Annotated in this window: 20 protein-coding genes; 13 read left to right on the top strand and 7 right to left on the bottom strand. The window is 61.3% G+C overall.

Going from position 1 to position 26,249, the window contains the following annotated elements:
- Positions 1-7: 7 nt before the first annotated feature.
- Together HMPREF9695_RS08320 and HMPREF9695_RS08315 are read right to left on the bottom strand one after the other, a co-directional pair.
- The gene (locus HMPREF9695_RS08320; RefSeq protein WP_006020396.1) at positions 8-2,500 is read right to left on the bottom strand and encodes a penicillin-binding protein 1A; all 2,493 of its coding nucleotides are present in this window, start codon (positions 2,498-2,500) and stop codon (positions 8-10) included.
- Between the two features lie 192 nt (positions 2,501-2,692).
- Positions 2,693-3,979, bottom strand: a complete 1,287-nt coding sequence (locus tag HMPREF9695_RS08315; RefSeq protein ID WP_006020395.1) for an N-acetylmuramoyl-L-alanine amidase — start codon at positions 3,977-3,979, stop codon at positions 2,693-2,695.
- A gap of 709 nt (positions 3,980-4,688) precedes the next feature.
- Between HMPREF9695_RS08315 and HMPREF9695_RS08310 the strand changes: the two genes are divergently transcribed.
- Positions 4,689-7,670 (top strand): Rne/Rng family ribonuclease, encoded by a 2,982-nt coding sequence (locus HMPREF9695_RS08310; protein ID WP_041712020.1) that lies wholly within the window; start codon positions 4,689-4,691, stop codon positions 7,668-7,670.
- A 75-nt stretch (positions 7,671-7,745) separates the two neighbouring features.
- On the opposite strand, the gene HMPREF9695_RS08305 is transcribed toward HMPREF9695_RS08310, so the two are convergent.
- A complete protein-coding gene (locus HMPREF9695_RS08305; RefSeq protein WP_041712018.1) occupies positions 7,746-8,927 on the bottom strand; it encodes a pyridoxal phosphate-dependent aminotransferase in 1,182 nt (393 codons plus the stop codon).
- Between the two features lie 317 nt (positions 8,928-9,244).
- Here HMPREF9695_RS08305 and HMPREF9695_RS08300 point away from each other — a divergent pair, with 317 nt between their 5' ends.
- From HMPREF9695_RS08300 to aat, 9 genes are all read left to right on the top strand, one after another.
- A complete protein-coding gene (locus HMPREF9695_RS08300) occupies positions 9,245-10,663 on the top strand; it encodes a M48 family metalloprotease (RefSeq protein ID WP_006020392.1) in 1,419 nt (472 codons plus the stop codon).
- Positions 10,664-10,704: 41 nt separating this feature from the next.
- Positions 10,705-11,469 (top strand): DsbA family protein, encoded by a 765-nt coding sequence (locus tag HMPREF9695_RS08295; protein ID WP_006020391.1) that lies wholly within the window; start codon positions 10,705-10,707, stop codon positions 11,467-11,469.
- A gap of 221 nt (positions 11,470-11,690) precedes the next feature.
- Entirely contained in the window at positions 11,691-12,146 is a 456-nt protein-coding gene (aroQ, locus tag HMPREF9695_RS08290; protein WP_006020390.1) for a type II 3-dehydroquinate dehydratase, read from the top strand.
- 41 nt (positions 12,147-12,187) lie between these two features.
- Positions 12,188-12,685 (top strand): acetyl-CoA carboxylase biotin carboxyl carrier protein, encoded by a 498-nt coding sequence (gene accB, locus HMPREF9695_RS08285; RefSeq protein ID WP_006020389.1) that lies wholly within the window; start codon positions 12,188-12,190, stop codon positions 12,683-12,685.
- Positions 12,686-12,803: 118 nt separating this feature from the next.
- Positions 12,804-14,159, top strand: coding sequence for an acetyl-CoA carboxylase biotin carboxylase subunit (gene accC / locus HMPREF9695_RS08280; protein WP_006020388.1), 1,356 nt, complete (start codon positions 12,804-12,806; stop codon positions 14,157-14,159).
- 147 nt (positions 14,160-14,306) lie between these two features.
- A complete protein-coding gene (locus tag HMPREF9695_RS08275) occupies positions 14,307-15,845 on the top strand; it encodes a sensor histidine kinase (protein WP_006020387.1) in 1,539 nt (512 codons plus the stop codon).
- Positions 15,842-16,282, top strand: a complete 441-nt coding sequence (locus tag HMPREF9695_RS08270; RefSeq protein WP_006020386.1) for a response regulator — start codon at positions 15,842-15,844, stop codon at positions 16,280-16,282. The genes HMPREF9695_RS08275 and HMPREF9695_RS08270 overlap by 4 nt, the downstream gene beginning before the upstream one ends.
- Complete coding sequence (locus HMPREF9695_RS08265; protein ID WP_006020385.1) at positions 16,279-17,367, top strand: sensor histidine kinase; 1,089 nt, start codon at positions 16,279-16,281, stop codon at positions 17,365-17,367. The genes HMPREF9695_RS08270 and HMPREF9695_RS08265 overlap by 4 nt, the downstream gene beginning before the upstream one ends.
- Positions 17,368-17,404: 37 nt before the next feature.
- A complete protein-coding gene (aat, locus tag HMPREF9695_RS08260; protein ID WP_006020384.1) occupies positions 17,405-18,079 on the top strand; it encodes a leucyl/phenylalanyl-tRNA--protein transferase in 675 nt (224 codons plus the stop codon).
- Positions 18,080-18,083: 4 nt separating this feature from the next.
- On the opposite strand, the gene HMPREF9695_RS08255 is transcribed toward aat, so the two are convergent.
- Positions 18,084-18,992 carry a DUF2155 domain-containing protein gene (locus HMPREF9695_RS08255; protein WP_024919143.1) on the bottom strand — a complete coding sequence of 303 codons (909 nt, stop codon included), beginning with the start codon at positions 18,990-18,992 and terminating at the stop codon, positions 18,084-18,086.
- A gap of 255 nt (positions 18,993-19,247) precedes the next feature.
- Positions 19,248-19,658: an NADH:ubiquinone oxidoreductase subunit NDUFA12 gene (locus HMPREF9695_RS08250; protein ID WP_006020382.1), complete on the bottom strand. Its 411-nt coding sequence runs from the start codon at positions 19,656-19,658 to the stop codon at positions 19,248-19,250.
- A 162-nt stretch (positions 19,659-19,820) separates the two neighbouring features.
- Here HMPREF9695_RS08250 and HMPREF9695_RS08245 point away from each other — a divergent pair, with 162 nt between their 5' ends.
- From HMPREF9695_RS08245 to HMPREF9695_RS08235, 3 genes are all read left to right on the top strand, one after another.
- Positions 19,821-20,966 (top strand): mechanosensitive ion channel family protein, encoded by a 1,146-nt coding sequence (locus HMPREF9695_RS08245; protein WP_006020381.1) that lies wholly within the window; start codon positions 19,821-19,823, stop codon positions 20,964-20,966.
- Between the two features lie 139 nt (positions 20,967-21,105).
- Positions 21,106-21,747: a BA14K family protein gene (locus HMPREF9695_RS08240; RefSeq protein ID WP_006020380.1), complete on the top strand. Its 642-nt coding sequence runs from the start codon at positions 21,106-21,108 to the stop codon at positions 21,745-21,747.
- Between the two features lie 164 nt (positions 21,748-21,911).
- Entirely contained in the window at positions 21,912-22,361 is a 450-nt protein-coding gene (locus tag HMPREF9695_RS08235) for a BA14K family protein (protein ID WP_006020379.1), read from the top strand.
- A gap of 91 nt (positions 22,362-22,452) precedes the next feature.
- On the opposite strand, the gene HMPREF9695_RS08230 is transcribed toward HMPREF9695_RS08235, so the two are convergent.
- Together HMPREF9695_RS08230 and HMPREF9695_RS08225 are read right to left on the bottom strand one after the other, a co-directional pair.
- On the bottom strand, positions 22,453-24,993 hold the full coding sequence (locus HMPREF9695_RS08230; RefSeq protein ID WP_245258730.1) for an autotransporter outer membrane beta-barrel domain-containing protein: 2,541 nt from the start codon (positions 24,991-24,993) through the stop codon (positions 22,453-22,455).
- Between the two features lie 153 nt (positions 24,994-25,146).
- On the bottom strand, positions 25,147-26,046 hold the full coding sequence (locus HMPREF9695_RS08225; protein WP_041712015.1) for a DMT family transporter: 900 nt from the start codon (positions 26,044-26,046) through the stop codon (positions 25,147-25,149).
- Positions 26,047-26,249: the final 203 nt, after the last annotated feature.

Raw genomic sequence — 26,249 nt, 5'->3', positions numbered from 1 at the left:
CGTTGCGCTAGTACAGGCCGCCGGTACCCGGCCGGAAAATGGCGCGGTCCGCATCCGGCGAAACGCCGGGTGAGCGCCCGTCAGCGTCAGCCACGCCGATAACCGAGTAGTTGTCGGGTGGTGCAGTCCCGGGCTTGAAGGCTTCGAGGATTGTCCGGCCACTGTCACCCGGCCCTGCCCGCATGCCGCTCTTGGCATCGACACGGATTAGTTTGATGCCGGCAGGAACCTTGAAGGGCACCGCAGGCTTGTCAGCCAGCGCAAGCTTCATGAAGTCCTTCACCACCGGCGCAGCGAGGTGGCCGCCGGTGCCGCCTCGGCCGAGATTTCGCGGCTTGTCGTAGCCGATGTAGACGCCGACCACGAGATCGGGCGAGAAGCCGATGAACCAGGCGTCCTTCTCGTCGTTGGTCGTGCCGGTCTTGCCGGCGATCGGTTTGCCAACTTCACGCAAGACGGTCGCGGTGCCGCTCTGCACGACACCTTCCATCATCGACGTGATCTGGTAGGCGGTCATGGAATCCAGCACCTGTTCGCGGCGGTCAACCAGCGAAGGTTCTGGCTGGTTCTTCCAGACATCGCCAGCATCGCAGCCGCGGCATTCGCGCTGATCGTGCTTGAAGATGGTGTGGCCATAGCGGTCCTGAATACGATCGATCAGTGTCGGCTTCACCCGCTTGCCGCCATTGGCGAACATCGAATAGGCGGTCACCATGCGCATCACGGTCGTCTCGCCGGCGCCGAGCGCGTAGGACAGATAGTTCGGCAACTCGTCGTAGATGCCGAAGCGCTTGGCGTACTCGCCGATCAACGGCATACCGACGTCCTGCGCGAGGCGCACCGTCACCGTGTTCAGCGACCTGATGAGCGCGTTCCGCAGCGTGGTCGGTCCGTAATACTTTCCGGTCGAATAGTTTTCCGGACGCCACACGCCTGCGCCCTGCCCCTGATCGATTTCAATCGGTGCGTCCACCACAACCGTCGAGGGCGTGTAGCCATTATCCATCGCAGTCGAATAGACGATCGGCTTGAAGGACGAACCCGGCTGACGATAGGCCTGCGTTGCGCGATTGAACTGGCTCTGGTCAAACGAGAAGCCGCCGACCATGGCCACGACGCGCCCGGTCCACGGATCCATCGCAACCATCGCGCCGGAAACTTCAGGGATCTGACGCAGCCGGTACTGTCCCTCGACCTTGTTGCCATCCTTGTCCAGCAGCGGATCGACATAGACCGCGTCGCCCGGTGCAAGCACCTGTGTCACCGCGGTCGGCGTTTTGAAACGCGTCGGACCGGCGGCCGCCTTCGCCCACCTCACACCTTCCAGCGAGATCAATCCTGTTTCGCGAGTCTTTGAGATCGCGCCGCCAAGCTCCCGGCCGGGCTGAAAACCGATCCGCGCCGACTGGTCGCTGGTCTCAAGCACCACGGCCATCCGCCAAGGCGAAATGTCGGAGAGCGATTTGACCTCCGCGAGCTTCACGCCCCAGTCGCCGCCAAGATCGATCTTGTGCGGCGCGCCGCGCCAGCCCTGGGCTTCGTCGAACTTGACCAGCCCGGCCACCATCGCCTTGCGCGCCATCATCTGAAGCTTGGGATCGAGCGAGGTGCGCACCGAGAGACCGCCCTCATAAAGCTTCTTCTCGCCGTAACGCTCGAAGATGTCGCGGCGGACTTCTTCGGCGAAGTATTCACCCGCGAAAATATGCGCCGCATTGGAGCGCGACGTCACCACAAGGGGTTCCTTGCGAGCTGCAACAGCATCGGCCTGCTTGATCCAGCCGTTTTCGGCCAACCGGTCGATCACGTAGTTGCGGCGCTCGATGGCGCGGTCGCGGTTACGTACAGGATGCAGGCTCGAGGGCGCCTTTGGCAACGCTGCCAGATAGGCGGCTTCCGCAATGGTGAGTTCGTTGACCGACTTGTCGAAATAGACAAGCGATGCAGCCGCGATGCCGTAGGCGCTGAGACCGAGATAGATTTCGTTCAGATACAACTCGAGGATCTTGTCCTTGGTGTAGGTGCGCTCGATGCGCATCGCCAGCAAGGCTTCCTTGATCTTGCGGTTGAACGAGACTTCGTTGGTCAGAAGGAAGTTCTTCGCGACCTGCTGTGTGATGGTGGACGCACCCTGCGGGCGACGGTTGGAACCGTAATTCTGTGCGTAGAGAACCGCGGCGCGCGCCATGCCGGTGAAGTCGATGCCGCCGTGCTCATAGAAATTCTTGTCCTCTGCCGCGAGGAACGCATTGATCACGGGTTTCGGAATCGCCTGGATCGGCAGATAAAGCCGGCGCTCCTTGGAATACTCGCCGAGCAGCGAACCGTCTGCGGCGTGAACGCGAGTCATCACCGCCGGCTCGTAATCCTGTAACTGGGAATAGTCCGGCAGATCCTTCGAGAAGTGCCAGATCGCTCCGGCAACTGCGGCGACGCCGACAAGGAACACGATCGTTCCGGCCGCGAACAGGAAGCCCATGAACCGCAACAGCAAGCGCATTGTCAGTATCCGTCCTTAGCGTCTGGGCGCGATCACGGCGCACTTCAGGGATTTCGAACCGAACTATACCATTCGCTATCCGCGCGTGGATCGATTCTGGTCTCTTACCAGCCCAAATTTCTATAGAGCCGCTGCTGTGGCCAAACTAGGGCCTCGGCGACCAATTGCCCTGCAAATTCAACCCCAAGGGGCTTAATTCGAAGGACCAGTGGAAACCACGCGTTTTCCGAGGAAGGCATCCACCGCCTGGGCGACTGAACCGACGGTGCGGGAGCGCCAGCTTTCAGAGACCAGATGCTGAAGATCATCCTTGTTGGACACGTAGCCGAGTTCGACCAGCACCGACGGAACGTCGTGCGCCTTCAGGACCTTGAAGCCTGCGGATTTCAGCGGATGCTTGTGCATGCGCGCGACACCCTTCATCTCATTGACGAGAGTGCGGGCGAAACGATTTGAAAACGTTCGGGTCTCGCGCTGGGTCAGCTCGATCAGGATGTCGGCAACCTCCGCCGGTTCCTCGGTCAGATTGATGCCGGCAATGGCATCGGCCTTGTTCTCGGCCTCGGCGAGTTTCTCAGCTTCGGCGTCGGAGGCGCGTTCCGACAGCGTATAGACGGTCGCGCCCTGGGCATCGCCCTCCCGCTTGGGCAAGGCATCGGCGTGAATGGAAACAAATAACGCAGCCGTATTGGAGCGGGCGATCCTCAGCCGCTCTCCGAGCGGGACGAAGGTGTCGTCGTCGCGCGTCATGACAACGCGGAACTTGCCACTTTTCTCGATTCGATCCCGCAGCGCTTTGGCGAAATCCAGCACCAGCATCTTTTCGCTTTCGCCGGTGGCCGCCTGCGTGCCGTTGTCGACGCCGCCATGACCGGGGTCGATAACGATGACCGGACGGGAATCCGTCGTCTTCGCTGTCCGGGTTGTGCCCGTGGTTTCAACTGCGGCGCCGCTGGCGTCGGCAACGATTGCCGGACGTAACTGCACTTTGTCCTCGCCCGGAGACGACGCCTTGAACGCCGATCCTTCAACCGCGGCCAGTTCGACCACGAGGCGCGCCGGCTGCCCGTTCGCCGGGTCGATGACGTAGGTCTTCTCAATCTTGGCCGGACCGGTCAGGTCGAAAACCACTCGCGATCCGCCGGGCATGACGAGGCCGTAGCGAAAGGCGCGAATCAAACCGCGCCCTTCCTTCCCCACGCCGGGGGGAAGATTGAAGGTGACTTGCGGGATATCGACCACGACGCGATACGGATCTGCGAGTACAAACGCCCGGGCATCGATCTTGCGGTCGAGGTCGAGAATGAAACGGGTCTGCTTACCATCGCCCGCCACGCGCACGTCGGAGGCGACTGGAAACGCTACCGCAACCACCGGCTGCGGCGGCTGAGATTCGACCGCGAGAGCCCGGGGAATCGGCAGGCACAGAAATGCTGCGGCGCACACCTGCGCGACAACCCAAAATGTGCGATAATTCATGTGACTCGTCAATGAATCCGCAGCCTCCGGAGACCTCATACCGCAATAGAACCGCGCAGTTAACGGCCCCTTACCACGCCTGCGACGATTAGCCGAGTGTGTTGCAGCGCTGTGACGCTTCCCTTGCCAGAAACGGCCATTCGACGTATGTAGGAGGGGCTGACGGTTTAAACTTGCGGTTGTGTCGCGTTCAGCTTCCCGGTGCAGCGCCAGTTCCTCACATTCAATAAGAGGTTCCAGCGTACCTTCCGACCCTCCACAGCCAGCGCAGCACGCGGCTGATACGGAGCGGCGGTTACCAGCCCGAGCGGCCACCTTCATGACCGGCGACCGTTGCCGCAAGGCAGCGGACCATCGAGAGCCAGCGCGCGCGTCTTGCGCCGCGTTAGCACTGCCAGCAGCGAATCCGCTGGCAACGTCGGCGGCAGGATACGGCGGCACTTTGCCGCCACATTGAATTAGACGGGCCGACGCTTGATGCGCCAGACTCTATTGCCGAACGGGATTGGTCAGAAAATCCCATCGACGCCAGCATCGATACGACGCGAATCTTTTCCGCGTCGCGTTTCGCTGACGTTGCGATCGGCACGGTGCCTCGGGCGGCGTTTTGGCCTTCCCCTCACCCCCGAATCAGGTGGACCGTCACGTGACCCGGCTACGCGCAACGCGCTGGCCGCCGAACGCACCGTTCGCCGTCAAGAGCTCAAAAATGCCCAACAAAATGTTGATCGATGCCACCCATCCGGAAGAGACCCGGGTGGTTGTGGTCCGCGGCAATCGCGTCGAGGAATTTGATTTCGAGTCTGCCCAGCGCAAGCAACTGCGCGGCAACATCTATCTCGCCAAAGTCACGCGCGTCGAGCCGTCGCTGCAAGCCGCCTTCATCGAATACGGCGGCAATCGCCATGGCTTTCTGGCCTTCAGCGAAATTCATCCCGATTACTATCAGATCCCGGTTGCCGATCGTCAGGCCTTGATCGAGGCCGACGAGCGCGCACATCGCGAAGCCGAGGAAGAATCGGAAAACCGCTCCAACCGCCGCCGGTCCCGCCATCGGAGTTCACGACGCCGTAACAGCGGCGAGCGCGTGCAGAGCGAGGTTATCGAAGGCGCAAGCCAGGAGGCGGAAGCCGCGCAGTTGACGGACGCTGCCCAGGTCGGCGACCACGCGCCAGATTACGGCCATGACGATGCCCATTACGACCATGACCACCCGCATGATGACCCACATCATGGCGAACATGATCACCAGCATGGTGAAGCTCATGACGTTGCTGCCCTCCCCGCCGGCGACGATCACCATCAGGAACATCATGCCGATGACGCTACGCCAGTCGCGGCATCCGAAGAAGCGCCAGCGCCGGTAGCTGCGCACGATGACCATGCACATGACGATCATTTCCATGACCATGGGCATGATGATCATGAGCACCTCGATCATCAGCATGAATCGCATGCGCACGACGAGGCTCACGATGCGCCCATCGTTCCTCACGGCGACCATCAAGACGAACACCACGCCGACGATGCGGATGGCGACGACGACGAGGACGGTGACGACGCCGAAGAGGAAGTCGTCGAGTCGGTTGGCGGTGACGACGTGCTGGAAGAAGTGCCGGAGCGCGCCTTCCGTCCGCGCCGCCAGTACAAGATTCAGGAAGTCATCAAGCGCCGCCAGGTGATGCTGGTTCAGGTCGTCAAGGAAGAGCGCGGCAACAAGGGCGCTGCGCTGACAACCTACCTCTCGCTCGCCGGCCGTTATGCCGTGCTGATGCCGAACACCGCACGCGGCGGCGGTATCAGCCGCAAGATCACCTCGGCGCAGGATCGTTCGCGCCTGAAGGACGTGGTGCAGGATCTCGATGTGCCGGAAGGCATGGGGATCATCCTGCGTACCGCCGGTGCCTCGCGCACCAAGCCGGAGATCAAGCGCGACTTCGAATACCTGATCCGGATGTGGGAAACCGTCCGCGACACCACTCTGAAATCGCAGGCCCCTACTCTCGTTTACGAGGAAGGCTCGCTGATCAAGCGTTCGCTGCGCGACCTCTACAACAAGGAAATCGACGAAGTCCTCGTTGCCGGTGAAGCCGGTTTCAACGAAGCCCGCGATTTCATGAAGATGCTGATGCCGAGCAACGTTCGCGCGGTGAAGCAGTACCGCGACGGCCAGCCGCTGTTCTCGCGCATGGGCGTGGAGAGCCAGCTGGACGCGATGTTCTCGCCCACGGTAACGCTGAGGTCCGGCGGTTACATCGTCATCAACCAGACCGAAGCGCTGGTCTCGATCGACGTCAACTCGGGGCGTTCGACCCGCGAGCACCACATCGAGGATACAGCGCTCAAGACCAATCTCGAAGCCGCCGAGGAAGTCGCGCGCCAGTTGCGGCTGCGCGATCTTGCGGGTCTCATTGTGATCGACTTCATCGACATGGATGAGAAGCGCAACAACCGTGCGGTCGAGCGCAAACTCAGCGACTGCCTGCGGCAGGATCGCGCCCGCATCCAGGTGGGACGCATCTCGCATTTCGGCCTGCTCGAGATGTCGCGCCAGCGTATCCGCGCCAGCGTGCTCGAAAGCTCCACCGAGCCGTGCCCGCATTGCGGCGGCTCCGGTCACGTCCGCTCGGTCTCGTCCGTCGCGCTGCAACTGCTGCGCGGCCTCGAAGAAACCCTGATGAAGGGACCGACGCACAATCTGACGGTGCGCACGCGCACCGACGTTGCGCTCTATGTGCTCAACCACAAGCGCGGTCACCTGCGCGATCTCGAAAGCAGCTTCAAGGTCACGCTGGCGGTCATCGCCGATGCGACGATCAGCGGGCAGCAGTCCTACGTGATCGACCGCGGCGAAGCCGTTCATACCCTCGAAGCCGCCAAGGCCATCCTTGCAGCGCAGCTTGCGGCATCCCCGGCTCCGGTCGAGGACACCTACGACTACGAGGATGACGAAACGTTCGAAGCCGAAATGGAATTCGAAGGCGACGACGAGGACAATGCCGAGACGCAATCCGCCGACGCAGTTCCTGTCTCGGAAGGCGAAGAAGGCCCGCGCCGCAAGCGCCGGCGCCGCAGGCGTGGCCGTGGCGGAGAAGCGCGTGAGGGAGTACAGGCAGCCGATCGGGGCGACGCACCCGCCATCGCGTTACAAGACGACACCGCCAGCGATGACGGCGATGAAGGTGACGACGAGCAGGACGATCAGAATGGCGAACCGCGCGCCGAGCAGAACGCGAATGGCGAACGCCGTCCGCGCCGCCGTGGGCGCCGCGGCGGCCGTCGCCGGCGTGGTGGCAACGACCTGAGCGGAGCAGAAGGCGGTCAACCCGGCGAGGGAATCGTTTCGACGATTGCCGACGATTTGGGAACGCCGCCCGAGTCCGAATCCGCCGAAGCGGTAGCCGATCTGGCAGCGCCGGCGGAGCCGGTCCGCGAGGAACATCCCGCTCCGGCTCCGCAGCCGGAACCAGTGACGCATCACATCTCAACCCCGGAAGAGACCGAAGCTCCGCGCAAGCGCTCGACTGTTCGCGAGAAGGTCAGCTTCTTCTTCGGTGAGGCGCCGAAACAGGAGTCTCAGCCCACTCCGGTTCAGACACAAACTCCAACTGAACCAGAGTCTTCTCCACAGCCGCAGACCGAGACCGCCCAGCCGCGCCGTGCGGGCTGGTGGTCGCGCCGCGGCGAGTAACATCCGAGTACTGGTCACGAATAAACCGCCCGCTTCACAGCGGGCGGTTTGCGTTTGGGCCCTCGAAATCTGCAATCAGCCTTTGGTGAGCCAGCGCGTGATGCGCGCCACCGCTTCGGTGATTTCCTGCGTCGAGCGCGAGTAGGAAAAACGCACGAAAGACTTTCCGTGGAATGGGTCGAAGTCCACACCGGGCGTCGCCGCGACATGCGCCTGCTGCAACATGGTCTTGGCGAACTCGAAGCTGTCGGCGTTGAACTTGGAGACATCCGCATAAAGATAGAACGCGCCATCCACAGGCAGGAATTCCGTCAGCCCGACTTTCGGCAGCCCTTCGATCAGGATGCGCCGATTCTCCTCATAGCCGTGCTTGATGACATCCATTTCGGCACATCCGTCGAATGCGGCTTCTGCCGCGATCTGCGACAGGGTCGGCACGGAAATCGACAGGTTCTGCTGCAACGTCTCGACCGAGCGCACCAGCGCCTCCGGAACGACGATCCAGCCCACGCGCCAGCCGGTCATGCAGAAGTACTTCGAAAACGAATTGATGATGATCGCCTCGGACGAAAGCTCGGCGGCCGTCACCGCCGGAAACGCGTAGTCGAGCCCGTGATAGATCTCATCCGAGATAAAGCGAATACCCGCGCTATCCGCGGCGGCGATCAGATCCGCCATCGCCTCGCGCGTCATCATGGTGCCGGTCGGATTCGCAGGACTGGCGACCAGTACGCCCTTGAGCGGCGTCTTCCGATGAGCCTCAAGCAGCATCTCGCCTGTCAGTGCATGCCGTGTGGCGCTGGTGGTTTCGATCAGGACGGGCTCACATCCGAGCGCGCGCAGAATATGACGATACGGCGGATAACCCGGGGACGCGATTGCAACACGGTCGCCGGGCTCAAACGCTGACAGGAACGCGAGAACAAAAGCGCCCGAGGAGCCTGTGGTAATGACAATGCGCGCAGGATTGACATCCTGTCCGTAGGTTTCTCGGTAATGGCGCGAAATCCGCTGACGCAGCGATGGAATGCCGATCGCAGCCGTATAATCGATCTTGCCTATATCGAGCGCGGCGCGCGCGGCGGCGATGGCCGTCTGCGGCGCGGGAGCAGCAGGCTGCCCCACCTCCATGTGAATCACGTGACCGCCCTGGGCCTCGATCCTGGCGGCAGCCGCCATCACATCCATCACCATGAACGGCGGAACATTGCCGCGGGCGGAGGGCGTTAAAAGGCCTTTTGCCTTGTCTGTGAGCATCACATCCAGTGTCCTGAATCCGAAGTTCGCCTCGTTTTGCATCAATCTCCATAGCGAACTTCGGATTCAAAAGGACACTGGAAAATTACAATTCTAGTGTGGTTTTGGTTCGCAAGTCCGCAAATGTGCGCGCTGTGGAAGTAATGCGGACTTGCGAACCACCACACTAGCATGAAATCTGCTATTCCCTGGAACCGCGGCATGCAAGGAAAGCATGCGGCAATGTGCCGTTGTACCGCCGCATTCGGCGTCTTGTTAGACCGTGATTTTAGCACCCTACAGGCCTCCGCTCCATTGCCAAGCTCGCTGACCAAGCCATGACAGATGCCCTCTTGACCCCGCCATCCGAAGCCTCCCGCGTTCGCGCAGGGCTGCCCGGAAAGTCATTCGCACGGCGTGCGACGGCGATCGTCACTGCTGCGGCGCTGCTCGTCGGCTCGTGGCCGGCGCATGCACAGCAGGGCGGCCCACCCCTCCTGCGCGATGCCGAAACCGAGCAACTTCTACGCGACTATACGCGGCCGATCCTGCGGGTCGCCGGTCTCGAGAAGCAGAACATTCAGGTCGTCATCATCAACGATCCGACGTTCAACGCCTTCGTCGCGGACGGACGCCGCATTTTCGTGAACTACGGGGCATTGCGAGAATCTGAAACACCCAACCAGATCATCGGCGTGCTCGCCCACGAAACGGGACACCTTGCCGGCGGGCATCTCTCAAAGCTGCGCGAACAGGTTTCCCGCGCCCAGACCCAGATGATCATCGCCATGCTGCTGGGCCTGGGCGCGGCCGTTGCAGGGGCGCGTGCAGGAGCCGGAAGTGCAGGCGCCGCTGCGGTTGCGGCACCTCAAGCCGCGATCATGCGCACCATGCTCTCCTACCAGAGGCAGCAGGAAGAAAACGCGGACAAGGCCGGCGTGAAATTCCTCAACGCCACCGGCCAGTCGTCCAAGGGAATGTACGAGACGTTCAAGCGGTTCTCCGAACAGGGGCTGTACTCGTCCCGCGGCGCCGATCCGTACAATCAGTCGCATCCGATGCCGGCTGAACGCGTCAGGGCGCTTGAGGAACTGGCGAAATCGAGCCCCTACTGGGACAAGAAGGACGACGCTGCCTTGCAGCTTCGTCACGACATGATGCGGGCAAAAGTGTCCGGGTTCATGGAGCGCTCGGACACGGTGTACCGCCGGTATCCGCCTTCGAACGACAGCCTGCCCGCCCGCTACGCCCGCGCCATCGCAACCTATCGTCACGGCGATCTGCGCAGCGCCCTCTCCCAGATTGACGCCCTGATCAAGGTCCAGCCCAATAACCCTTATTTTTACGAATTGAAGGGTCAGGCGCTGCTGGAAGGAGCCAAGCCCAACGAGGCCATCGCTCCGCTTCGCAGAGCTGTTCAACTGTCCAACAATGCGCCACTCATCGAGATGTTACTTGGCCAGTCCTTGGTGGCATCGGACAATAAGGCCTACGCTGAGGAGGCCATCAAGATTCTGCGCACGGCACTCTCCCGGGAACCGGAAGCGGCGCTCGGATATACGCAGCTTGCGATGGCATACGGCCGCAAGGGGGACTATGCGGAAGCCGATCTCGCCTCGGCCCAGGCAGCCTATCTGCGCGGAGACCAGAAAACGGCGCGGGACCTTGCCTCTCGCGCGAAGACAAGATTTGCGATCGGCACACCAGGTTGGGTCAAGGCCGACGACATCGTTAATACGAAGCCGATAAAGAATTAAACCCGGCGTAGCATCGCTGCACACAGCCCGAAGGAATATCCATGCTCTCGCTCCGCTCTCTTGCCCCCCTCGCCTTTGCACTTGTGCTGGGTCTGCCCGCCGTGTCGCATGCCCAGTCGTTCAACGACACGCAGAAGAGCGAGATTCAGAAGATCATCAAGGATTACCTCATCGCCAATCCCGAACTGCTCGAGGAAATGTCCGCAGAGCTGCAGAAGCGGCAAGCGGCCGCAGAATCGGAAAAGCACCGCGCCGCTGTCCAGAAAAATGCAGAGGTGATCTTCAACTCGCCGCGCGGTGTCGTTGTCGGTAACCGGGACGGCGACGTGAATTTCGTCGAGTTCTTCGATTACAACTGCGGCTATTGTAAACACGCGATGGCCGACATGCTCACCCTGATGAAGTCGGACTCGAAGCTGCGGGTCGTACTGAAGGAATTCCCAGTTCTCGGACCGAGCTCGGTGGAAGCGGCTCAGGTCGCTGTCGCGGTCCGCATGCAGGACCCGAGCGGGAAGAAGTATCTCGACTTCCATCAGAAGCTGCTGAACGGGCGCGGACAGGCAGACAAGGCGCGCGCCATGGCGGCGGCGAAGGAAGCTGGTCTTGATATGGCCAAGCTCGAGAAGGACATGGCCAGCCCCGAGGTCAACGCCACCCTCAACGAGAACTTCAAGCTCGCCGAGGAGATGGGCCTGAACGGCACGCCCAGCTATGTGATCGGAAAGGACGTCGTGGTTGGCGCGGTCGGCGCGGCCGGGCTCGCCAAGAAGATATCCGAAGCCCGCTGCGGAAAGGCAACCTGCTAGGCCAGGCACCTTGGCCGAACGGTTCTCCAGGAACATCCGTTAAGATTGGTTAACCAACGATTTCAAGGCTTTTTCCGGGGCTTTTCAGGTGATTTCTGAATGATTTGGCGGGGGATGGCGAAGCCGATCAGGCTTCCCTCCCGGCTCCATGTTGCCTATAAACCGCCCGAAGCTGCGCGCACCCGCATTATTCCGCCGACATTGCTGGATTTGATTTTCGGATGGCAAAGACGATTTACGTGCTCAACGGGCCGAACCTCAATCTGCTCGGCACCCGCGAGCCGGAGACCTATGGCCATCACACGCTCGCTGATGTGGAGAAACTCTGCCACGACAGCGCTGCCGGCTATGGCCTGACGGCCGACTGCCGCCAGTCGAACCGCGAAGGCGAACTGATCGATTTCATTCACGAAGCCGGCGCGAAGAAAGCGGCCGGCATCATCATCAACGCCGGCGGATACTCGCACACATCGATCGCGCTTCATGACGCGCTGGTTGCTGTCAAACTTCCAACGGTCGAAGTCCACGTCTCCAACATCTACGCGCGCGAGAGCTTTCGTCACCATTCCTTCGTCGCATCGGCTGCCGTGGCAACGCTGTGCGGCTTCGGAATCGATGGCTATCGCCTCGCAATCAGCGGCCTTGCCGCGAAGATCGGCGCCAAGGCGAAAGCCTGATACGCCTGCCTGTCATTTACTAAGAAAGCTTCGGATTACACATGGCCTCCTCGCCGAAAGAACCATCTGCTCCCAAGGAAAAACCGGCCGACGAGCGCGAACTCATTCGCGAACTGGCAATTCTGCTCGATGAAACCAATCTCACGGAAATCGAGATCGAGCGTGCCGGATTGCGTCTGCGGGTCGCGCGCAATATCAGCATCGCGGCACCCGTCTCCTATCAGCCTGCCGCTGTGGCTGCTGCCACGGCGTCCGCACCTGCGCCGGCTGCGGCTGCGGCCGCACCCGCCGATATTTCAAAGCACCCCGGCGCAGTGCCGTCGCCGATGGTCGGCACGGCCTATCGTGCCTCAGAGCCCGGCGCGAAGCCGTTTATCGATGTCGGCAGCAAGGTGAAGGTCGGCGACACGCTGATCATCATCGAAGCGATGAAGACGATGAATCAGATCCCGTCGACGCGCGCAGGCACCGTTACGCAAATCCTCGTCGAAGACGGCCAGCCGGTCGAGTTCGGCGAGCCGCTCGTCATTATTGAATAGAAACGCGCCGTCGTCCTGAGGTGCGAGGGCAAGGCCCGAGCCTCGAAGGATGCGGCGCCGTCACCTTTCGAGGCCCGCAAGTGCTCGCGCCTCAGGATGACGGGAGAAGGCAGGCACGATGTTCGACAAGATCCTGATTGCCAATCGCGGCGAGATTGCATTGCGCGTGTTGCGCGCATGCAAGGAGCTCGGCATCGCGACCGTTGCGGTTCACTCGACCGCCGATGCGAACGCCATGCATGTCCGCCTTGCGGATGAAAGCGTCTGCATCGGACCGCCGCCCGCGAAGGACAGCTATCTGAACATACCGGCGTTGCTTGCCGCGTGTGAGATCACCGGCGCTGACGCGGTCCATCCCGGCTACGGTTTCCTCTCGGAGAATGCGCGGTTCGCCGAAATTCTCGCCGACCACAATCTGCATTTCATCGGGCCGAAGGCGGAGCACATCCGTCTGATGGGCGACAAGATCGAAGCCAAGAAGACCGCCAAGCGCCTCGGCATTCCTGTGGTGCCCGGCTCCGACGGCGGCATTGGCCCCGGCGACGACGCCATGGCCATCGCCAAGCAGATCGGCTTTCCGGTCCTGGTGAAGGCGGCAGCAGGCGGCGGCGGCCGCGGCATGAAGGTTGCGCCGACTGAAGCTGATCTGCTGCTGGCCCTCTCCACCGCCAGCAACGAAGCCAAGGCGGCGTTCGGCGACGGCTCGGTTTATCTTGAAAAGTATCTCGGCAAGCCTCGCCACATCGAAATCCAGATCCTCGGCGACGGCCGCGGCGGTGCGATCCATCTCGGCGAGCGCGACTGTTCGCTGCAACGCCGCCACCAGAAGGTGTGGGAGGAAGGTCCCTCGCCGATTCTGAATGCAGCCGCGCGCGCGAAAATTGGCGAGACCTGTGCCAAGGCGATGCGCGAGATGCAATATCTCGGCGTCGGCACCATCGAATTCCTCTACGAGGATGGCGAGTTCTATTTCATCGAAATGAACACGCGTATTCAGGTCGAACATCCCGTGACCGAGATGATCACCGGAATCGATCTGGTCATCGAACAAATCCGCGTCGCCGCTGGCGGCGATTTGCCCTGCGCGCAGGAAGATATCGTCATCAACGGTCACGCGATCGAGTGCCGCGTCAACGCCGAGAACCCGGTGTCCTTCCGGCCCTCGCCCGGCAAGATCCTGCAGTACCATCCGCCCGGCGGGCTGGGGGTGCGGATCGATTCAGCCGTGTATCAGGGTTATGTCATCCCGCCCTACTACGACTCGCTGGTCGGCAAGCTTATCGTCCACGGCAAGACCCGCGGCGAGTGCCTGATGCGCTTGCGACGCGCTCTGGACGAGATGGTGGTGGACGGCGTCGAAACCACCCTGCCGCTGTTCCGCGGACTGGTGCGTGAGCCCAGCATTATCGACGGCGACTACCATATCCACTGGCTCGAGCATTACCTGGCCGCCGGCGACACCAAGTCATCCTGAGCTACCATTTCCCCGACGGGCTGGTTCCAGAAATGGAACTAAATTCGTATTTGCGCGTTGTCGCGCACGTAAGCTATGGGTAGGCTTCAGGGGTAGCAATTTGAATTTTCAGCGATTTATTTATTCCGGCAACATCGCAGGGCGGACGTGACACGGGATAAGGCCCGCCGGCGTACGCTCTGGCAGATTGCCTTGCTATCAGCGGGCTTTCTGGTGCTGGTCGCGATCAGCGTCATTTCCATCGTTCTGGTGAACAAGGCGCGCGACGACAGCCGCTGGGTGGTTCACACCGTCGAAGTCGAAAATCAGATATCGACCGTCCTGCTGGATATCAGGCGCGCAGAAAGCGCTGCCCGAGGTTACCTCCTCACGTCGCAACCCAAATTTCTGGCGGAGCACGAGACTGCAATCCAACGCATCTTGCCGGGCGTCGACACGCTCATAAGACAGATCAGCGACAGCCCGGTTCAGATCGAGAACAGCAAGCAATTCCGCGAATTCATCGAATTGCGTCTCGCGGAATTCACCAAAGCTGTTGACTTCGTGAAAAGGAACGACATTCCCGGCGGCGTGGCAATGTTGCGCGACGGTAGTGGCACTGCCGTTCAGCGCATCACTGAGATCGCCACAGCCATGCGCGCGGAGGAAGACCGTCTTTTCCAGGCACGAACCGCCGCAGCCGACCGCAGCCAGACTCTCGCAGCGGTTGTCACAACAGCCGGTTCAGGCCTCGTGCTCCTTTTGGCTGGCGCTTCACTGTTTCTTGTGCGGCGATCAACGCGTGCGCGCGACGAAGCCGAACGGCAACTGCGCGACAACAATCTCAACCTCGAAGCGACTGTTGAAACACGCACCGCTGATCTTCGCGAAGCGAATGAAGAAATCCAGCGCTTTGCCTACATAGTAAGCCACGACCTGCGCTCGCCGCTTGTGAATATTATGGGGTTCACAAGCGAGCTCGAAGAGTTGCGCAACGACATCTTCACCCGCATCGCGAAGTACAGCCGCGCCGCCGCAGCAGCGCCCGCAATTCCCGAAGCTATCAATGACCTGGATCCGGGCGTCTCCCCGGAGCTTCAGGCGGAAGACAAGCAACTATCGCAGGACTTTTCGGAAGCACTTGGCTTCATCAAGTCGTCGATCGGCAAGATGGATCGTCTGATCTCCGCTATACTCAATCTGACACGCGAAGGTCGGCGCGATTTTCGCCCTGTAGAAATCGACACCAGAGAACTGATCGAGACAATCATCTCGTCCGTGGCGCATCAAGCGTCTGAGGCCAATGCGCAAATCCGCGTCGAGCCGCTGCCGAATATTGTCAGCGATCGCCTCGCATTGGAACAAATCTTCTCCAACCTCGTTGATAATGCTCTCAAATACCTCAAGCCGGGCGTGCCGGGCGACATCCTGATCAAGGGCCGCCCCAAGCTCGGTTTTGTGATCTTCGAAATCACTGACAACGGACGTGGTATCGATCCGAAAGATCACCAAAGGATATTCGACCTGTTCCGCCGGGCTGGTCTTCAGGATCGTCCGGGACAAGGCATCGGTCTCGCCCACGTCCGTGCGTTGGTACGCCGCATGGGTGGCACCATCAACGTCTCCTCAGAACTTCACAAGGGCAGTACTTTCACGGTTACATTGCCTGCGCAGTGGAATTTCGGAACTCAAGGAAAAGAAGAATGAGTTTGCCAGTTAAGATCATCATGATCGAAGATGACGAGGGCCATGCCCGCCTGATTGAGCGCAATATCCGGCGCTCCGGTGTCAACAATGAGATCTTGCCGTTCACCAACGGTACAGATGCGGTGAAGTACCTGTTCGGCAAGGACGGCTCAGGCGTCGATCATAGGGATCAGGCGCTTCTGATCCTGCTCGACTTGAATCTGCCCGACATGACCGGGATCGAGATCCTCAAGCGGATCAAAGAAAACAGTCACGTCAAATGCGCACCGGTTGTCGTACTGACAACCACGGACGACGAGCACGAAATCAAACGCTGCTACGAGCTGGGCTGCAACGTCTACATTACCAAGCCCGTGAATTACGAAAGCTTTGCCAACGCGATCCGCCAACTGGGATTGTTTTTTTCAGTCATCAAGGTTCCACCTGTCAAAACATGAAACCTGCAACGCCTCTCCTTTTGTACATTGACGACGATGCCGATCTTGCGCGGCTGGTCGAGCGCGGGCTGAAACGGCAGGGTTTTGCCGTCGAGCACGCGGCTGACGGCGCGAGCGGCCTTGCGCGTATCAAGCAAGGCGGGGTCGATGTGGTGGCGCTCGATCAGCACATGCCCGGTCTCGACGGTCTGGAGACGCTTGCCGAAATCCAGAAGATCCCCGATGCGCCGCCGGTCATTTTCGTGACCGCGTCGCAGGACAGCAAGATCGCAGTCACTGCCTTGAAGGCGGGCTCTGCCGACTATCTGGTCAAGGATACGCAGGGAGAGTTTCTCGCCCTGCTCGACGTCGCTGCAAAGGGCGCCATCGAACAGGCGCTGGTGCGCAAGGCCCGCGACGATGCAGAAGCAGAAGTTCACGCCTCGCGTGACCGTTACGCAGCGCTCGCCGCGGAGCGCGAGGTCCTGCTGCGCGAAGTGAACCACCGCGTCGGCAACAGCTTGCAGATCATCGCTTCACTGCTGCATCTTCAGGCGAATTCAAGCTCAGATGACGACGTCAAGGCCGCATTGACCAATGCCATGGGCCGCGTCGCCGCGGTCGCGCAGGTTCATCGCCGCCTCTATACATCGCAGGACCTGAAGACGGTCATGCTGAACCAGTACCTCGAGGCCTTGCTGGAGGATTTGCGCCGCTCTACCGAAGGCAACCGGATGTCGCGGCTGACGCTGAAAGCCGAGCCCGTCGAGATCGACCCTGATCGCGCCGTCGCGATCGGCATCATCGTCAACGAACTGGTCATGAACGCCGTCAAATATGCCTATCCAGACGGTGCTGGCCCCATTCACGTCGAATTGCGGTCATGCAACGGAGGCCTCGAACTGTCGATTTCCGACGACGGCGTCGGCTTGCAGGTCAAGCAGGATCCCCGCTCCACCGGCATGGGCCAGCGTATCGTGAGCGCCATGGCGCAAAAACTCGAAACCAAGGCAGAACGTGATCCATCCCACACCGGAACACGTATCGTGTTGCGGCTGAAGAGCGCCGCACAGCCGCAAATCAGGCAGTTTGCCAGCACGGCTTGACGGTCGCCGAAGGCCGCACAATCTGTTACGATTGCGCATGAGTTCGCGCGACGCCGCATCGTCCGAAATTACGCCGAGTGTTTTGCTGCGCGCGTATGCCTGCGGCATCTTCCCGATGTCCGAGAGCGCCGACGACCCCACGATTTTCTGGGTCGAACCTGAGAAACGCGGCATCATTCCGCTCGACGGTTTTCGCGTCACGTCGCGTCTCGCGCGCACGGTTCGATCCGACGCCTTCCGCGTCACCGTCAACACGGATTTCAAGCAGACCATCGCCGGATGCGCCGCGCCTCAGCCGGGCCGTGATGATACCTGGATCAATGGCCGCATCCGCGACCTCTATACTTCGCTGCACGAGATCGGGCATTGCCACAGCGTCGAAGCCTGGCAAGGCGATCGGCTGGTGGGAGGTCTCTACGGCGTTAGCCTCGGCCGCGCATTCTTCGGAGAGAGCATGTTCCATACCGAGCGCGATGCCTCGAAGGTGGCGCTGGTCCACCTCGTCGCGCGTCTGATCGCGGGCGGCTTTGTGTTGCTCGATACGCAATTCGTGACGGATCATCTGCGCACCTTCGGTGCGGTGGAGGTGCCGCGGCGCAGATACCGCACCATGCTCGATGATGCGGTCACGGGACAGGCCGACTTCTTCGCGCTTCCTGCAAGCCGCCCGGTCACTGGCGCCGAAGCGCTGGCGTGCCTGACCCAAGCCTGAGCAATTACTGCCGGAATGGCGGGAATGGATTTGGCGGCGGCAGTGGCCGCTGCACGGCGGGCTGCTTGGGCGCCGGTGGCCGCTTGGGCTGCTGCTGAGGCGGCGGAGCTGGCGCGGCTTTCGGCGCTTCCTGCTGAGCCACCGTTGCGGACGGACCTTTGCAGTCGGTCAGCCAGATATCGTAAATCGGGTGCTCGACGCCGTGCAGACCCGGGCTGGCTGCGAACATCCAGCCGGAGAAAATCCGCTTCACTTCGCCCTGCAAGGTGATTTCATCGACCTCGACAAAGGCGTCGGTGTTGGCCGCTTCTGTCGATGGCCGCGTGTAACAAGCTTGCGGCTTGACGCGCAGAGCACCGAACTGAACGGTCTCACCGATGTCGGCATCGAACTTGATGATACGGCCGGTGATCTTGTCGAGGCCCGCGAAAACCGCCTGCTTGTTTATGATCTTCTGCGCCGGCGGCTCGGTCACGACCTCATCGCCTGGCTGCAACGTCGCGGCCGTCGGCGGCGCGCTGCGCGGTTGCTTCTGCCCCGGCGGCAGTCCCGGCAAAGGATTAGCTGCGGCGTTGTTGGGCGTGCCCTGTCCGGGCACCGCGGGCTGGTTTGGAGCGGCTGCCGTGCCCGGAGGTGGCGGCAGCGGCTGGGTCTGAACATTGCCGGGCGGCGGCACGCCTTGTCCCGGCAGCGGACGATTGGGTGTCGGCAGCAGACGGCCCTGCGGAGGAAGATCAGGCACCTCCTCCTCTTCAGGCTCCTGAACGGGCTCACCGCGCTGCTGCACGTTGGCGGGCGGACGCGGTCTGTCGGAAAAGATGTTGCCGATCTGCGCATGGACCGGCGTCGCCGGCAGCAGCAGCAAGGCGGCGCTCAACGCCGCAAAGGAAAGAGTGGTGATGGTTCGGAACATCTTGCGCAGCTTCACAGGAGCACGGTGTCGCAAGGTGCGAAGCGATTTGCGGAAAACATCGTGCTCCACACCTGTCGGAATGATCACATTCGAGATCATAAACTGATCCGGCCCCAATATCCGATTCAACCGAATCGTGTCCGCGCCATTCTACAGAAAATGGGCCGCGCGCAGATTATCGGTTAACACGCCGAATACGGCGGGGAAAGGGCGGGCAATTCACGCAGCCTGGCAACCTGGGCGGTTTGCCTGCCGTTACTGTCCCGGGGTCCAGGATTGATAATCGCCGGTGGCCTTCGGCCGGCGACCGGCAGCGAGCGTCGAACCCGACGGACGGTAGGCGGCTGGCGTACCGGTCATGTTGGGGCGGTGCGGCTTTTCCCACTCGCGCGGTTTGTAATCGATCTCGGTCGGCGGCGTGTCAACGGTGTGGTGCAGCCATCCGTGCCACGCAGGTGGCACGCGTGTCGCTTCAGCATAACCGTTGTAGATCACCCACCGGCGCTCAAATCCGAGTGTCGGATCGATCTTGCCGCCGCGCGTGCGGTAGTAGGTGTTGCCACCCTCGTCCTGCCCCACGACCTCGCCAAATCGCCGCGTCCAGAGCTGCGTGCCGAATGTCGAGCCGTTCCACCACGTGAAAAAGCGTAAGAAAAACAGCTTCATGGCGAGAATCCGAAGTGGGCGCGCAAGGCCGCGCGATGGCTGTTTGATGCCATCCGGTGCGCCAATTGTCCAGCGCTAACAGCAACTTGATGCATTGCGTGAACCTCCGGCGGAATTCGGCGTTGACACCCCTCACCGACCATCCCCGCTGGAATTCTGACGATGCTCGACGTCATCAAATACAGTTATGCCGAGATTCTGAACACGCTCTGGCTCCTGCCGGACTGGCTGACCGCGTCGGTGCTCGTCATTGGCGGAGTTCTCGTCGCGCTGATCTTCAACGCAGTGATCGTTCATGCGATCAGAAACACGCTCGGCGTACGTCATCCCAAGACCCGGTCGTTGCTCACCCGCAGCAAGGGACCGCTTCGGCTGGCGTTGATCGTCCTGGCGCTCTCGCTTGTGGTCAGAGTCGCTCCCATCGGCGATCGCGCCGCGACAGTGTTCGGCAATATCCTCAATGTCGCTTTCATCGCGTTGCTGGGATGGACCGCTCTTATCGCGGCTCAAATCGGATCGCAGATCTATCTGCGGCGCTTCAGCCTCGATGCCGAGGATAACTTGCTCGCGCGCAAGCACGTCACGCAAGTGGGCATCCTGAAGAGTGCAGCCGACACCCTGATCGTCATCATGACGGTCGCGGCCGCGATGATGAGTTTCGAGCAGGTCAGGCAATACGGCGTCAGTCTGTTCGCCTCGGCGGGCGTCGCCGGTCTCGCAATCGGTATTGCCGCGCGTCCCCTGCTCGCGAACCTGATTGCGGGCGTTCAGATCGCGGTGGCGCAGCCGATCCGGCTTGACGACGTTGTCTTCCTCGAGGGCGAGTACGGCACCATCGAAGAAATCACCACCACCTATGTCGTCATCAAACTTTGGGACTGGCGGCGGATGGTGGTGCCGCTGAGTTACTTCATCGAAAAGCCATTCCAGAACTGGACTCGCGAAACCTCCGCGCTGATCGGCTCTGTGTTCCTGTATGTCGATTACACCGTGCCGGTGGAAAAGCTCCGCGAAAAACTGATGGAGGTGGCGCGCGCCTCTCCCCTTTGGGATGGCCGAGTCGTGGTGCTTCAGGTCAGCGACGCCACCAAGGATCACACGGTCGAGCTGCGTGCATTGCTGAGCGCGCGAAGCGCCCCTGCGGCGTGGGATCTGCGCTGTGAGGTGCGCGAGAAACTGATCGCCTACTTGCAAGAAGAGTATCCCGGCGCATTGCCGCGCCAGCGCCAGGAGTTTGTGTCACGCAACGAACCAGATCAAGCGCCGCTATCGCCTCACACGATGGTATCGCATCACCGCGCGGGCTGACCGGCAACACCGTTTGGTCGCAATCCATTCATGCTGCATTGGGTTAGCCCGTGCGAACGTGAACTCAAACTTTGGAAAGCACGGAACAATCTCACGTTTGCTTCCGTTCTTTCGTGGAGTTCACCCGGAGTTCGAACACATGATCAATCTCAAGGTAATCGGCGCTGCCGCACTTCTGGCAGTTGCACCTGTTATCCTCGCAACGACCGCAGATGCGCGGCCGGGAGGACACGGCGGCGGCGGAGGATTCTCGCGCGGCGGAGGTGGCGGTGGCGCTGCATTCCGCGGCGGAGGCGGAGGTGGTGGTTTCCGTGGCGGCGGCTTCGCAGCGCGCCCAAGTTTTGGAGGCGCAGGCGTGGCGCGACCCAGTTTCAGCGGTGGTCCTGCTGTCGGCAATAGCGGCGTTCGTTTCTCGGGGCCGCCCTCAACCGTGTTCGGAAATCGTGCGATCTCCGGTCGTCCCGTCGCCCAACTCGGCGGCGGCGGACAGTGGAATGGAAACCGGCATTGGAACGGACGCAGGCACTGGCGCGGTCCGGGGTACGGCTTCGGCGCAGGCTTGGCGCTCGGCGCGTTGGGCTCGTCGTATTACTACAATGACCCGTACTACTATGGTGACTCCTACGCTTACGCGCCGGACGCCTACGTCGACGACGGACAGTATGCTGCCGCTCCTGCGGCTGAGGGCGACGCTGCTTACTGCGCCCGGCGCTACAGGTCCTACGACCCGGCGTCAGGCACCTACCTGAACTACGACGGCAACCGCTACCCCTGCCCGTAAGCGGTCGTGAAACCTGACGTCTGGCCTCTGGGGCGATGTTCCGTGAATGGAACCGCCCCAGAAGCGCCTGAATCCACACCAACATTGCTCTCTTCTGCATGGAGCCGCGCATTCCGCGCGGCCCCCGATGCAGAGTGATCGATGCGGGCTTTGGAGTGAGGAAGATGATCACCTTTAGGAATGGATGCGCGATCGCAGCCGTTGCGCTGGCGCTTCCGATGGCTGCGATGTCATCCGGCCATGCTGCCCCGCTGGCGCCGAGCCAGCCTCTTGCGGCTGCTCATGCGGGCGCCGACAATTCGCTGGTTACTCAGGTTCAGTGGCGGCGGCGGGGATATTACTATGGCGGTGCTGGCCTCGGTGTCGGGCTTGCTGCCGGCGCACTTATCGGCGGCGCAATCGCGGCCGGCGCAAATCCATATTACGGTCCGGGATATGGCTACGGTTACGGCTATGGTGGCCCCGCATATTATCCGGCGCCCGCCCCCGTGGTGGTCGCGCCAGGCTACGGCGGCGGCGACGCTGAAGCCTACTGCATGCAGCGCTACCGGTCCTACGATCCCGCATCAGGCACGTACCTGAACTATGACGGCAACCGCTACCCCTGCCCGTAACTTTGAACAGCATCTGATTTCGAAAACGGCGATGCATTGCATCGCCGTTGTTGTTTGTATCGATGCTGAGTGAGCCGGAGCGACGGCGCGCCTAGAACGAAACTTTCACACCGCCACGGCCGGTGATGGTCTGGCTTTGGTCGGACATCGCGGTGAACTCAGCGGCGCCAAACACCGAAACGCCGGTAGCGTTACGCCAGTCGAAGCCGGCCCCCGCATAGAAGCCGACAATGCTGCCCTTGCCCGGCGTTGCGAACGCGAGGCTCTGCCCAAGCAGGATGGTGCTGACGTTGCTGTCGCCGACGCGCTGCAAGGCGATCAGACCTGCAGTGCCGCTCACCTGAAGCTGCTCGGCCGGCGTCGTGTTCGTGGTGTGCGTCAGCTTCAACTCGCCGCGCTCCTCGAAATTGTGCGAGGTGCGCGAAGCCACCGTTAAATTCGTGCTCGACCCGCTTTCCTGATAACCGCCGAAACCGGCAGCGAGATAGCGCACACGCGCAGACGGTGTCAGTGTCAGGTTATAGCCGAGGGATTGCTTGAGGCCGTAGGCGATTTCCGGACTGATGAACCAGCCATTGTATTTGCCCGCGGCGTATTCAAGTCCGCCGGGCACCAGATTATTCGCGATCGTGCGCTTCACATCGTTGCTGCTGTAACCACCAAGCAACGAGAAATCCAGGAACGCGCTGCCCATCGCATAGCGGCCGTAGAGACCGCCGAAAAAGATGTCGCTTTTGGTGTCGCCGGAATTCAGATCAATTTTGGAGTCGATCGCTCCGCCCCCGATGAACCCGCCAAGACGCAGGCCGGGCTGCACCGTCTTGTCGAGGCCGAGCACGCCGCCATAAAAGTTGCTGACCGAGCGCAACGTCGGCGCGTCCGTCTGCTGGATGCGCTGGCCGCCAAAACCCTGCGCCCAGACGCTGGTGCCGTCGGCCGCGGTGAAGCTCGGATTGCTGAGCAGCAGGCGGTCGTTGCTGGCATAAGCCAGCGCCGGAATACCCGAGAAGGCGTCGTTGGCCATATCGCGCGCGACATTGCCGGACGGAGCGAAGCCGATAGCCGCCGATACATTGCCACCGATCGGCGCTGGATTGGTCAGGCGGCTTGTGACCAGCGAGGTGATGGTGCGCGTAACATCGACCACGTTGCGATCTGCGTTGGCAAAGGACGTCGGGTCGAGAATTGCGACGGTGTTTCCGTTGATGACATAAGGCGCGCCGCCTGTGACGTTCACAACCGCGCCGGTGTCGGTGAGGCCACCGGTCGTGCATCCGCAACCGCTGCCACCAAATGTCAGCACGGACGAGATGTCATGGCCGCTCAGAATATTGACCTTCGTACCGACAGCGAATGGATCGGACGTATCGCCATTCAGAATGATTTCTCCGACAATGCGGGAGCCTGGCATAATGTTGAGCGTCGTCCGCGTCGATGAATCGAACTGCGTGAGGTCGATGGCGACGCCGGTGGACGAACTCGCATCAATCAATCCGGCGTTGGTGAATGTTGCCGTTCCTCCGTTACCAGCGAAAACATCCACTTCACCGAAAATCTTGCCGCTGTTGTACGCCGCCGCACTGCCATCGATAGTCGCAACGGCGACATTGCCTTTAATCGTGCCGGTATTTGTCAAGAATGCGTTGCCGATGTCATTGGCGGCGGAAACAACATTGCCGTTGACCATACCCGCATTGATCGTGGTGGCGTCTCCCGTCCCACCGCTCAGCCCGGTGAACGTTGCAATTCCACCGTTCACAAAACCTGTATTGATCGTCGTTGCATTTCCGCCATCGATCGCAAAGGTCTGGATACCGTTGAAATTCAGTACACTTCCTGAATTGACGGTAACGGCATTTCCGCCATCTGAGGTCTGCGTGACGACGAATTGTACGGTCCCGGAATTGATCGATGTGGCCGTGCCCGCACCAAATCCAGCGCCGCCGTTGCTGGTTTGCGTATTGAGGATTCCGGCAATCGTTCCGGAATTGCTGGTCGTTGCGTTGCCGCCGCCATCAGCGGTCGTCGCGATGCTGCCTCCAACATTTCCGGAGTTGTTGGTCGTCGCCGAGCCACTGACGAGCGCCGAGTTGATGCTGGTCGATGTAAAAATCGAGCCTGACACGGTCCCTGAATTGTTTGTCAGTGCTTTGCCGCCGTCCTGCGCAGATGTCGTGATATCCTGAGCCACCGTTCCGGAGTTGGTCGACGTGGCATTGCCCGCGCCGGTCAACGTGCTGATGTATGTCCCGATGATCCCCGAATTGTTCGATGTCGCGTTGCCAAGGCCGCTGGCCGAGGTGTCGAGCATGCCGGCGTTGATGCCGGAGTTCGTCGCGGTGACATTGCCATCGACGCTGGTCGTGGTGATGCCGTTGCTCAGACCCGAACTCGTTGTCGTCAGATTGAACGTGCCGAGTTGATCCTGAAGGAACGGAACCGCTGTCGCGCCGGTGTTTGTACAGGAGACGTCACTCGCGCCGAGCGTCCCGACGCAGGCAAACTGCGCATGTGCGTCCGTCGATGGCAGGGTTGCTGCGGCGATGATCACGATTCCAATCACTGGGAATTGCATCGCGCGCGCGGTCCGCACGCGCGTCTCCAACGCCCTGTCCGCAACAATCGACGCCACGCCCCAACCCCATTACCCGGCGGCATGGTCAGCCGCCGATAGCCTACCTGGAACCTATCAGGCCGGGGTTCCACGCACTGTTACATTTGGGATACAGCGCTGATTTATGAAGTAATAACAGGCACTTTCTGCGCGCATTGAGACACCACCGTCTCAGGATCGTGACGCCAGAACGACACCTGCAATGGTGAATCCGAGCGCCGCAATCTGGGCCACGCCGAGCGGCTCGCCGAGTGCCGCTGCAGATGCCAGCACGCCGATCACCGGCACAAGCAATGTCCCGATCGCAGCGACAGATGCCGGAAGCCGCTGGAGCGCGGCAAACCAGCAGGCGTAGGCGACGCAGAACTGGACCACGATCGAATAGCCGAACAAGGTCCAGCCGAGTGACGACAGCGCCATGAAGTGCGGCTGTTCAAGCAAGAGGCCCGCCAGCCCCACCGGCAGACAGCCGATCAGGATCTGCCAGACCGCCGAGGTCAGCGGCGGCAATCCCAGCGGCCAGCGTTTGCCGAACACCGTGCCCAGCGCGAACAGGAACGCGCCGGACAACGCCAATGCAATGCCCGGCAGTTTGGCGTAGCTCGCGGCGATGCCCCCGCCGCCCATCAGCGCGACGAGTCCGGCGATGGCCATCGCCATGGCGACCACCCGCAGCAGCGAAATCCGCTCGCCGAGAATCGGCCACGCCAGCGCCGAGGCCCAGACCGGCATTGTATAAGCCATCACCGCAGCTTCGCTCGCCGGCAAATACACCAGCGCCAGGCCCATCAGTGCCATCCATGCCGTCACGTTGAGAAATGACAGCAGCACAAGCCGAGGCCATGTTTCGCGCGGGACGCGCAGCGGCTGGCGAAACGCCAATGCCAGCACCGCAAGCAGCGCGGCGCCGATGATGCCGGACAGGCCGCGCACCGACAGCGGCGGCAATTCCATCAACAGATGTTTGGTGACGGGCCAGTTCAATCCCCAGCCGACGGATGTCGCGACCAGCAACAGGTAGCCGACCGTTCGCGTTCGCCGCTGCGCGACGGCTCGTTCTTCCGGCGACATTTCGGTCAGCGCTTCGGGCGGTGTGCGGCTATCCACAGGTTTGGTCCTTCGACTCGAATTCCACACCATGTGGATGACGGGGAGAAAAACCACGCGCGCGGCATGTGATCCACCCGAAATCCCCAAAATACGCGCATACCAAGGACGCGATTTTGGAGGCTCGCGACAAACCTTGGAGGAACTCACAAGACGGTGAGATTTCG

Source organism: Afipia broomeae ATCC 49717 (assembly GCF_000314675.2).
Taxonomy (GTDB): domain Bacteria; phylum Pseudomonadota; class Alphaproteobacteria; order Rhizobiales; family Xanthobacteraceae; genus Afipia; species Afipia broomeae.
The sequence above is the reverse complement of the archived record's forward strand: the minus strand, read 5'-3'. Positions and strand labels throughout refer to the sequence as shown.

What these genes read in the sequence shown, in the direction of transcription:
- HMPREF9695_RS08320 (WP_006020396.1), bottom strand. Translation starts at nt 2,500, where the DNA reads ATGCGCTTGCTGTTGCGGTTCATGGGCTTCCTGTTCGCGGCCGGAACG.
- HMPREF9695_RS08235 (WP_006020379.1), top strand. Translation starts at nt 21,912, where the DNA reads ATGATCACCTTTAGGAATGGATGCGCGATCGCAGCCGTTGCGCTGGCG.
- HMPREF9695_RS08240 (WP_006020380.1), top strand. Translation starts at nt 21,106, where the DNA reads ATGATCAATCTCAAGGTAATCGGCGCTGCCGCACTTCTGGCAGTTGCA.
- HMPREF9695_RS08300 (WP_006020392.1), top strand. Translation starts at nt 9,245, where the DNA reads ATGACAGATGCCCTCTTGACCCCGCCATCCGAAGCCTCCCGCGTTCGC.
- HMPREF9695_RS08245 (WP_006020381.1), top strand. Translation starts at nt 19,821, where the DNA reads ATGCTCGACGTCATCAAATACAGTTATGCCGAGATTCTGAACACGCTC.
- HMPREF9695_RS08265 (WP_006020385.1), top strand. Translation starts at nt 16,279, where the DNA reads ATGAAACCTGCAACGCCTCTCCTTTTGTACATTGACGACGATGCCGAT.
- HMPREF9695_RS08255 (WP_024919143.1), bottom strand. Translation starts at nt 18,992, where the DNA reads ATGTTCCGAACCATCACCACTCTTTCCTTTGCGGCGTTGAGCGCCGCC.
- accB (WP_006020389.1), top strand. Translation starts at nt 12,188, where the DNA reads ATGGCCTCCTCGCCGAAAGAACCATCTGCTCCCAAGGAAAAACCGGCC.
- aat (WP_006020384.1), top strand. Translation starts at nt 17,405, where the DNA reads ATGAGTTCGCGCGACGCCGCATCGTCCGAAATTACGCCGAGTGTTTTG.
- HMPREF9695_RS08310 (WP_041712020.1), top strand. Translation starts at nt 4,689, where the DNA reads ATGCCCAACAAAATGTTGATCGATGCCACCCATCCGGAAGAGACCCGG.
- HMPREF9695_RS08270 (WP_006020386.1), top strand. Translation starts at nt 15,842, where the DNA reads ATGAGTTTGCCAGTTAAGATCATCATGATCGAAGATGACGAGGGCCAT.
- HMPREF9695_RS08305 (WP_041712018.1), bottom strand. Translation starts at nt 8,927, where the DNA reads ATGCTCACAGACAAGGCAAAAGGCCTTTTAACGCCCTCCGCCCGCGGC.
- HMPREF9695_RS08250 (WP_006020382.1), bottom strand. Translation starts at nt 19,658, where the DNA reads ATGAAGCTGTTTTTCTTACGCTTTTTCACGTGGTGGAACGGCTCGACA.
- HMPREF9695_RS08295 (WP_006020391.1), top strand. Translation starts at nt 10,705, where the DNA reads ATGCTCTCGCTCCGCTCTCTTGCCCCCCTCGCCTTTGCACTTGTGCTG.
- aroQ (WP_006020390.1), top strand. Translation starts at nt 11,691, where the DNA reads ATGGCAAAGACGATTTACGTGCTCAACGGGCCGAACCTCAATCTGCTC.
- accC (WP_006020388.1), top strand. Translation starts at nt 12,804, where the DNA reads ATGTTCGACAAGATCCTGATTGCCAATCGCGGCGAGATTGCATTGCGC.
- HMPREF9695_RS08225 (WP_041712015.1), bottom strand. Translation starts at nt 26,046, where the DNA reads ATGTCGCCGGAAGAACGAGCCGTCGCGCAGCGGCGAACGCGAACGGTC.
- HMPREF9695_RS08315 (WP_006020395.1), bottom strand. Translation starts at nt 3,979, where the DNA reads ATGAATTATCGCACATTTTGGGTTGTCGCGCAGGTGTGCGCCGCAGCA.